Origin of the sequence: Stenotrophomonas sp. GD03654 (genome assembly GCF_029845105.1) — a bacterium.
GTDB classification, from domain to species: domain Bacteria; phylum Pseudomonadota; class Gammaproteobacteria; order Xanthomonadales; family Xanthomonadaceae; genus Stenotrophomonas; species Stenotrophomonas africana.
The window spans coordinates 1-8109 of sequence record NZ_JAOCLC010000117.1; the positions used below are offsets into that span (position 1 = coordinate 1).

Genomic DNA, 8109 nt, shown 5'->3' on the forward strand with positions numbered 1-8109 from the left:
AGAACACCATGAAAGACCTGCTCAACCTCTTCAACCAGCAGCGCCAGACGCTGGACTTCGACGCGATCAAGATCGCGCTGGCCTCGCCGGACCTGATCCGTTCGTGGTCCTTCGGCGAAGTGAAGAAGCCGGAAACCATCAACTACCGTACCTTCAAGCCGGAACGCGACGGCCTGTTCTGCGCCGCCATCTTCGGCCCGGTGAAGGACTACGAGTGCCTGTGCGGCAAGTACAAGCGCATGAAGCACCGCGGCGTGGTCTGCGAAAAGTGCGGCACCGAAGTGACCCTGGCCAAGGTGCGTCGCGAGCGCATGGGCCACATCGACCTGGCCTCGCCGGTCGCGCACATCTGGTTCCTGAAGTCGCTGCCGTCGCGCATCGGCCTGATGCTGGACATGACCCTGCGCGACATCGAGCGCGTGCTGTACTTCGAAGCCTACGTGGTGACCGAGCCGGGCCTGACCGCCCTGGAACGCCGCCAGCTGCTGACCGAAGAACAGTACCTGCAGGCCCGCCAGGAGCACGGTGACGACTTCGACGCCGCCATGGGCGCCGAGGCCGTGTACGAACTGCTGCGCACGATCGACCTGCAGTCGGAAATGACCCGCCTGCGCGAGGAAATCGCTGCTACCGGTTCGGAAACCAAGCTCAAGCGCCTCACCAAGCGCATCAAGCTGATCGAAGCCTTCCTGGAATCGGGCAACCGTCCGGAATGGATGGTCATGACCGTGCTGCCGGTGCTGCCGCCGGACCTGCGTCCGCTGGTTCCGCTGGACGGCGGCCGTTTCGCGACCTCCGACCTGAACGACCTGTACCGCCGCGTCATCAACCGCAACAACCGCCTGCGCCGCCTGCTCGAACTGAGCGCGCCGGACATCATCGTGCGCAATGAAAAGCGCATGCTGCAGGAATCGGTCGATGCGCTGCTGGACAACGGCCGTCGTGGCCGTGCCATCACCGGCACCAACAAGCGCCCGCTGAAGTCGCTGGCCGACATGATCAAGGGCAAGCAGGGTCGCTTCCGCCAGAACCTGCTCGGCAAGCGCGTCGACTACTCGGGCCGTTCGGTCATCGTGGTTGGTCCGTACCTGCGCCTGCACCAGTGCGGCCTGCCGAAGAAGATGGCGCTCGAGCTGTTCAAGCCGTTCGTCTTCGCCAAGCTGCAGCGTCGTGGCCTGGCCACCACCATCAAGGCCGCCAAGAAGCTGGTCGAGCGCGAAGAAGCCGAAGTCTGGGACATCCTGGAGGAGGTCATCCGCGAGCATCCGGTGATGCTGAACCGTGCGCCGACCCTGCACCGTCTGGGTATCCAGGCGTTCGAGCCGGTGCTGATCGAAGGCAAGGCCATCCAGCTGCACCCGCTGGTCTGCACCGCGTTCAACGCCGACTTCGACGGTGACCAGATGGCCGTCCACGTGCCGCTCTCGCTGGAAGCCCAGCTGGAAGCGCGTGCGCTGATGATGTCGACCAACAACATCCTGTCGCCCGCCAACGGCGAGCCGATCATCGTGCCGTCGCAGGACGTCGTGCTGGGTCTGTACTACATGACCCGCTCGCTGGAAAACAAGAAGGGCGAGGGCATGGCCTTCGCCAACATCGCCGAAGTGAAGCGTGCCTACGACAACCGCGTGGTGGAACTGCACGCGCGCGTCAAGGTCCGCATCACCGAAGTGGTGACCGACGAAGACGGCAACAAGCAGCCGAAGACCTCGATCGTGGATACCACGATCGGTCGCGCCCTGCTGGCTGAAATCCTGCCGGAAGGCCTGCCGTTCGCGCTGGCCAACACCGAGCTGACGAAGAAGAACATCAGCCGCCTGATCAACTCCAGCTACCGCCAGCTGGGTCTGAAGGACACGGTCGTGTTCGCCGACAAGCTGATGTACACCGGCTTCGCCTACGCGACCCGCGCCGGCGTTTCGATCGGCATCGATGACATGCTGATCCCGGACGAGAAGAAGGGCATCCTCACCGAGGCCGAAGCCGAAGTGCTGGAAATCCAGGAGCAGTACCAGTCGGGTCTGGTCACCGCCGGCGAGCGCTACAACAAGGTGGTCGACATCTGGTCGCGCACCAACGAGCGCATCGCCAAGGCGATGATGGACACCATCGGTACCGAGAAGGTGGTCAACGCCAAGGGTGAGACCATCGACCAGAAGTCGATGAACTCGCTGTACATCATGGCTGACTCCGGTGCGCGTGGTTCGCAGGCGCAGATCCGTCAGCTGGCCGGTATGCGTGGCCTGATGGCGCGTCCGGACGGCTCGATCATCGAGACGCCCATCAAGGCGAACTTCCGCGAAGGCCTGAACGTGCAGGAGTACTTCAACTCCACCCACGGTGCCCGTAAGGGTCTGGCCGATACCGCGCTGAAGACCGCAAACTCGGGTTACCTGACCCGTCGTCTGGTCGACGTCGCGCAGGACGTGGTGATCACCGAGGTGGATTGCGGTACCACCGAAGGCCTGATCATGACCCCGATCGTGGAAGGCGGCGACGTGGTCGAGCCGCTGAAGGACCGCGTGCTGGGTCGCGTGGTTGCCGAGGACGTGTTCCTGCCGGGCAACGACGAAGATCCGATCGTTACCCGCAACACCCTGCTGGACGAAGCCTGGGTCGCCAAGCTGGAAGACGCCGGCGTGCAGAGCATCAAGGTGCGTTCGACGATCTCGTGCGAATCGGCCTTCGGTGTCTGCGGTCGCTGCTACGGCCGCGATCTGGCCCGTGGTCACCTGGTCAACATCGGTGAAGCGGTCGGCGTCATCGCCGCCCAGTCCATCGGTGAGCCGGGCACCCAGCTGACCATGCGTACGTTCCACATCGGTGGTGCGGCGTCGCGAGCTGCTGCGGTCGACAACATCACCGTCAAGACCACCGGCTCGGTCAAGTTCAGCAACCTCAAGTCCGTCGAGCACGCCAACGGCTCGCTGGTGGCAGTGTCGCGCTCGGGCGAAATCTCGGTGCTCGATGCCCACGGCCGTGAGCGTGAGCGCTACAAGCTGCCGTACGGTGCGACCATCACGTCCAAGGACGGTGATGCGATCAAGGCGGGCCAGACCGTGGCCAACTGGGATCCGCATAACCACCCGATCGTGTCGGAAGTGGCCGGTTTCATCCGCTTCATCGACTTCGTCGACGGCATCACCGTCATCGAGAAGACCGACGAGCTGACCGGCCTGGCGTCGCGCGAAATCACCGACCCGAAGCGTCGTGGTACCCAGGCCAAGGACCTGCGCCCGATCGTGCGCATCGTCGACGCCAAGGGCAACGACCTGTCGATCCCGGGCACCGATCTGCCGGCGCAGTACCTGCTGCCGCCGCGCTCGATCGTCAACCTGCAGGACGGCGCTGCCGTCGGCGTGGGTGACGTGGTCGCCAAGATCCCGCAGGAAGCGTCGAAGACCCGCGACATCACCGGTGGTCTGCCGCGCGTGGCCGATCTGTTCGAAGCACGCAAGCCGAAGGATCCGGCGGTGCTGGCCGAGCGTTCGGGCATCATCAGCTTCGGCAAGGACACCAAGGGCAAGCAGCGCCTGATCATCAAGGACACCGATGGTTCGGAGCACGAAGAGCTGATCCCGAAGTACCGCCAGGTCATCGTGTTCGAAGGCGAGCATGTCACCAAGGGTGAAACCATCGTGGACGGCGAGCCGAGCCCGCAGGACATCCTGCGCCTGCTGGGTGTCGAACCGCTGGCCGCCTACCTGGTGAAGGAAATCCAGGACGTGTACCGCCTGCAGGGCGTGAAGATCAACGACAAACACATCGAGGTGATCACCCGCCAGATGCTGCGCAAGGTCGAGATCACCGACCAGGGCAGCAGCAAGTTCCTGAACGGCGAACAGGTGGAGCGCCAGCGCGTTATCGAGGAGAATGCCCGCCTTGCAGCCCGCAACGAGCTGCCGGCGCACTTCGATCCGGTCCTGCTGGGTATCACCAAGGCCTCGCTGGCGACCGAATCGTTCATCTCGGCCGCGTCCTTCCAGGAAACCACCCGCGTGCTGACCGAAGCGGCCGTCCGCGGCACCTCGGACAACCTGCGTGGCCTGAAGGAAAACGTCATCGTGGGTCGCCTGATTCCGGCCGGTACCGGCCTGGCGTACCACAGCAACCGTCGTCGCGGCGCTTCCGGTCTCACCGAGTCGGAAATGCAGACCCTGGCCGGCAGCCCGGCTGCGGTCGAGGCACCGGTGGTTGAAGCCGAAGCTGAACAGGCGTCGGGCGAAGAATGAGGTATCCGGTCCGGCCGCAAGGCCGGACCACCCCATCGGTCCATCGATGGGATTGGGAAAGGGCAGGGGAGATCGTCCGCGATCGACCCGGCCAACCTGAACGGGGTACATGGAGGCCCCCCAGTAACGTTCCGGGATCAGGAACGGGCTTGACAGGAGGCGTTTGACTGCTTTCCTGGCAGGTTGCTACAATCGTCTGTCTCAGCAGGCCAGAATTTTGGCCTGCTTTAACATTTCCGCATCTCTGGTCGGATTTTCCGGCCACCAATCAGAAGAACCTACTGATGGCGACGATCAACCAGCTGGTCCGCAAGCCGCGGCAAGCGACCACCTACAAGAGTGCCTCGCCGGCGCTCGACAAGTGCCCGCAGCGCCGTGGCGTCTGCACCCGTGTCTACACCACCACTCCGAAGAAGCCGAACTCGGCTCTGCGCAAGGTTGCCAAGGTCCGCCTGACCAACCAGGAAGAAGTGATTTCCTACATCGGTGGTGAAGGCCACAACCTGCAGGAGCACTCCGTGGTCCTGATCCGCGGCGGTCGCGTCAAGGACCTGCCGGGTGTGCGTTACCACACCGTTCGTGGCTCGCTCGACGCCGCCGGCGTTGCCAAGCGTCGCCAGGCCCGTTCCAAGTACGGCGCCAAGCGTCCGAAGGCATAAGGAGAGAGCACTATGTCGCGTAAGGGTAATACTCCGCAGCGTTCCGTCCTGCCCGATCCGAAGCACGGAAGCGAAACCATCGCCCGCTTCATCAACATGGTCATGCAGAGCGGCAAGAAGTCCGTCGCCGAAAAGATCGTGTACGGCGCCATGGACGTGATCACCGAGAAGAACAGCAGCGCCAACGCCATTGAACTGGTGCAGAAGGCTCTGGACAACGTCGCTCCGGCGGTCGAAGTCAAGTCGCGTCGCGTCGGTGGTGCCACCTACCAGGTGCCGGTCGAAGTGCGTTCGTCGCGCAAGATGGCTCTGGCCATGCGCTGGCTGATCGACTCCGCGCGCAAGCGTGGTGAGAACACCATGCCGAAGAAGCTGGCTGCTGAACTGATCGACGCCTCGGAAAACCGTGGCGGCGCCATCAAGAAGCGCGAAGAAACCCACCGCATGGCCGAAGCCAACAAGGCATTCGCCCACTACCGCTGGTGAGTTTGACGGCCTTGTAAAACAGGCAGGGCAGCACCACTTCGGTGCGTGCTGCCTCGCGGTCCCAGAAGGACTGCGCCAATCCGAAGGCCGCCGAAAGGCGGCGTTCGGCCATCCGAAATCCAAGAAATCTGAGAGGCTCCCGTGGCCCGTTCCACTCCCATCGAGCGTTACCGTAACTTCGGCATCATGGCTCACATCGATGCCGGCAAGACCACCACGTCCGAGCGCATCCTGTTCTACACCGGCAAGAGCCACAAGATCGGTGAAGTGCACGACGGCGCCGCCACCATGGACTGGATGGAGCAGGAGCAGGAGCGTGGCATCACGATCCAGTCCGCTGCCACCACCGCGTTCTGGAAGGGCATGGACAAGTCCCTGCCGGAGCACCGCTTCAACATCATCGACACCCCCGGGCACGTCGACTTCACCATCGAAGTGGAGCGCTCGCTGCGCGTGCTCGACGGTGCCGTCTTCGTCCTGTGCGCCGTCGGTGGCGTGCAGCCGCAGTCGGAAACCGTGTGGCGCCAGGCCAACAAGTACCACGTGCCGCGCATCGCGTTCGTCAACAAGATGGACCGCACCGGTGCCAACTTCCAGAAGGTCGTCGGCCAGCTGAAGGCCAAGCTGGGCGCGGTTGCCGTGCCGATGCAGCTGCCGATCGGCGCTGAAGACAACTTCAAGGGCGTTGTCGACCTGCTGAAGATGAAGGCCATCCATTGGGATGAAGCTTCGCAGGGCATGAAGTTCGAATACGCTGAAATCCCGGCCGAACTGCAGGGCCCGGCTGAAGAGGCTCGCCAGTTCATGGTCGAGACCGCTGCCGAAGCCAGCGAAGAGCTGATGGAAAAGTACCTGGGCGGCGAAGAGCTGGCCGAGGCTGAAATCATCAACGCGCTGCGTACCCGCACCCTGGCCACCGAGATCGTGCCGATGTACTGCGGCTCGGCCTTCAAGAACAAGGGCGTGCAGGCCATGCTGGACGGCGTGATCCAGCTGCTGCCGTCGCCGGTCGACGTGCCGGACGTGAAGGGCGTGGACGTTGACGACGACACCGTCGAAATGACCCGCAAGTCGGACGACAAGGCTCCGTTCTCGTCGCTGGCCTTCAAGATCATCACCGACCCGTTCGTCGGCGCGCTGACCTTCTTCCGTGTCTACTCGGGCACCCTGAACGGTGGCGACACCGTGCTGAACTCGGTGAAGGGCAAGAAGGAGCGCATCGGCCGCATCCTGCAGATGCACTCGAACAACCGCGAGGAAATCAAGGAAGTTCTGGCCGGTGACATCGCCGCTGCCGTGGGCCTGAAGGACACCACCACCGGTGACACCCTGTGCGCCGTGGACGCCCCGATCATCCTGGAGCGCATGACGTTCCCGGAGCCGGTGATCTCGATGGCCGTCGAGCCGAAGACCAAGTCGGACCAGGAAAAGATGGGTCTGGCCCTGGGCCGTCTGGCGCAGGAAGATCCGTCGTTCCGCGTCAAGACCGACGAAGAATCCGGCCAGACCATCATCTCGGGCATGGGCGAGCTGCACCTGGACATCATCGTCGACCGCCTGAAGCGCGAGTTCAACGTTGAAGCCAACGTCGGCGCGCCGCAGGTGGCCTACCGCGAAACCATCACCCTGGCCGACGTCAAGTCGGACTACAAGCACGCCAAGCAGTCCGGTGGTAAGGGTCAGTACGGTCACGTCGTGATCGAACTGTCGCCGATCACCGCTGCCGACCGTGCCGATCCGAAGCTGGCTCCGGCCATCAAGGACGACTTCCTGTTCATCAACGACATCACCGGCGGCGTGATCCCGAAGGAATTCATTCCGTCGGTTGAAAAGGGCCTGCGCGAAACCATCACCAGCGGTCCGCTGGCTGGCTTCCCGGTCGTGGACGTCAAGGTGAAGCTGGTGTTCGGTTCGTACCACGACGTCGACTCCTCGGAAATGGCGTTCAAGCTGGCTTCGTCGATGGCCTTCAAGCAGGGCTTCGCCAAGGCCAAGCCGGTGCTGCTGGAGCCGATCATGAAGGTCGAGATCGTGACCCCGGAGGATTACCAGGGTGACGTGATGGGCGACGTCAGCCGTCGTCGCGGCGTGCTGCAGGGTTCCGACACCACCGGTGACGGTTCGGCCAGCATCATCAACGCGATGATCCCGCTGGGTGAAATGTTCGGCTACGCCACTGCGCTGCGTTCGCAGACCCAGGGCCGCGCCACCTTCACCATGGAATTCGATCACTACGAGCCGGCTCCGACCAACATCGCCGAAGCCGTCATGAAGAAGGGCTGAGCCTCGCTCAGCCTCTCTTGAAACCACTTACGAACAATCAAGGTATAGAACAATGGCAAAGGGTAAGTTCGAGCGCACCAAGCCGCACGTCAACGTCGGCACCATCGGTCACGTCGATCACGGCAAGACCACGCTGACCGCCGCACTGACCAAGATCGGTGCCGAGCGTTTCGGTGGCGAGTTCAAGGATTACTCCTCGATCGACGCCGCTCCGGAAGAAAAGGCGCGTGGTATCACGATCTCGACCGCGCACGTCGAATACGAATCCCCGGTCCGTCACTACGCCCACGTCGATTGCCCGGGCCATGCTGACTACGTCAAGAACATGATCACCGGTGCCGCCCAGATGGACGGCGCGATCCTGGTGTGCTCGGCCGCTGACGGCCCGATGCCGCAGACCCGCGAGCATATCCTGCTGTCGCGTCAGGTCGGCGTGCCGTACATCGTCG

The 8109-nt window shown here is 63.3% G+C and carries 5 protein-coding genes; all 5 read left to right on the plus strand.

The window, feature by feature from the left end:
• Positions 1 to 8: 8 nt before the first annotated feature.
• A complete protein-coding gene (gene rpoC / locus N5J73_RS23465) occupies positions 9 to 4232 on the plus strand; it encodes a DNA-directed RNA polymerase subunit beta' (protein ID WP_164078734.1) in 4224 nt (1407 codons plus the stop codon).
• Positions 4233 to 4516: 284 nt separating this feature from the next.
• On the plus strand, positions 4517 to 4891 hold the full coding sequence (gene rpsL / locus N5J73_RS23470) for a 30S ribosomal protein S12 (RefSeq protein ID WP_004145320.1): 375 nt from the start codon (positions 4517 to 4519) through the stop codon (positions 4889 to 4891).
• 12 nt (positions 4892 to 4903) lie between these two features.
• Complete coding sequence (gene rpsG / locus N5J73_RS23475; RefSeq protein WP_004145321.1) at positions 4904 to 5377, plus strand: 30S ribosomal protein S7; 474 nt, start codon at positions 4904 to 4906, stop codon at positions 5375 to 5377.
• A 141-nt stretch (positions 5378 to 5518) separates the two neighbouring features.
• Entirely contained in the window at positions 5519 to 7660 is a 2142-nt protein-coding gene (gene fusA, locus N5J73_RS23480) for an elongation factor G (protein ID WP_049445139.1), read from the plus strand.
• A gap of 52 nt (positions 7661 to 7712) precedes the next feature.
• Positions 7713 to 8109 (plus strand): GTP-binding protein (locus tag N5J73_RS23485; protein WP_143568723.1); only part of this gene is annotated, 397 nt, incomplete at its 3' end.